The sequence below is a fragment of the Prevotella sp. C0026C3 genome, assembly GCF_056590795.1.
This window is the reverse complement of record NZ_JBWPWW010000050.1, coordinates 1-1,051: the sequence shown is the minus strand read 5'-3', so window position 1 is coordinate 1,051 and position 1,051 is coordinate 1. Positions and strand designations below refer to the sequence as shown.

The 1,051-nt window shown below is 38.2% G+C and carries 1 protein-coding gene; it reads left to right on the top strand.

Annotated features, from left to right (window positions below; all coding sequences use genetic code 11):
* Positions 1–104: 104 nt before the first annotated feature.
* Positions 105–1,025, top strand: coding sequence for an IS982 family transposase (locus AC1EK4_RS11930; protein WP_480358412.1), 921 nt, complete (start codon positions 105–107; stop codon positions 1,023–1,025).
* The last annotated feature ends 26 nt before the right edge of the window (positions 1,026–1,051 follow it).

The window sequence follows — 1,051 nt, the reverse complement described above, 5'->3', positions numbered from 1 at the left end:
TACGCGAGTTCGGGATAAAAAAAGCATTTAAAAAGTTGGTAATCTCGCTTATTATTTGTACCTTTATAGGTGATAATCAACAAGTTACAAATAAAGTTAAAGCGATGATTACCAAAGACAAAGTTACTGAAATATTCTGTATGATAGACGAATTTAACAAAAATTTGAATAGCGAACTCGAAAATAACCTTTTTCTACCTACTAATAACGGTAAAGGAAAACGTTATAGAAATCGTAAAGGTCGTCTTTCTGAAAGCGAAATTATGACTATTCTTGTGTGCTATCATTTCGGTACATACCGTAACTTCAAGGAGTATTACCTCAACTGTATTCACAGACAACTCAAGCATGAGTTTCCCGACGCTGTATCCTACAATCGTTTCGTGGAACTAATGCCGCGTGTTTTCTTCCAGATGATGATGTTTATGAAGCTTTATGCCTTTGGTAAATGTACGGGAATAACATTTGTAGACAGTACAATGATACCTGTATGTCATAATGTACGGCGTTATTTTAACAAGGTATTTGCCGGTTTCGCGAAGAACGGAAAAGGTACTATGGGTTGGTGCCACGGCTTCAAACTGCACCTGCTCTGTAATGACTCTGGCGAGGTTATAACCTTCTGTCTTACAGGGGCAAATGTTGATGACAGAGATAAACGGGTGTGGAGCGTTTTTACAAAAGTCTTGTATGGAAAAGTGTTCGCTGACAGAGGATATATCAAAAAGGAACTTTTTGAAACATTGTTCGATCAAGGCATACATCTCGTACATGGTCTAAAAGCGAATATGAAGAACAAACTTATGCCTATGTGGGACAAAATCATGCTTAGAAAGAGATACATCATCGAATGTATCAACGAGTTGCTCAAGAACAAGGCTAACCTTGTACATTCACGGCATCGATCAATACATAATTTCATCATGAACTTGTGCTCCGCTCTTACAGCCTATTGTTTCTTTGACAATAAGCCGGAAGCACTGCCGGTACACGTAGAGAAATCAAGGCAATTGGAACTTCTCTAAAGCTTTTCTTATCCCGAACTCGCGTA

Bases quoted from the DNA above. Each gene is read 5' to 3' on its own strand.
- AC1EK4_RS11930 (WP_480358412.1), top strand. From the start codon at position 105: ATGATTACCAAAGACAAAGTTACTGAAATATTCTGTATGATAGACGAA.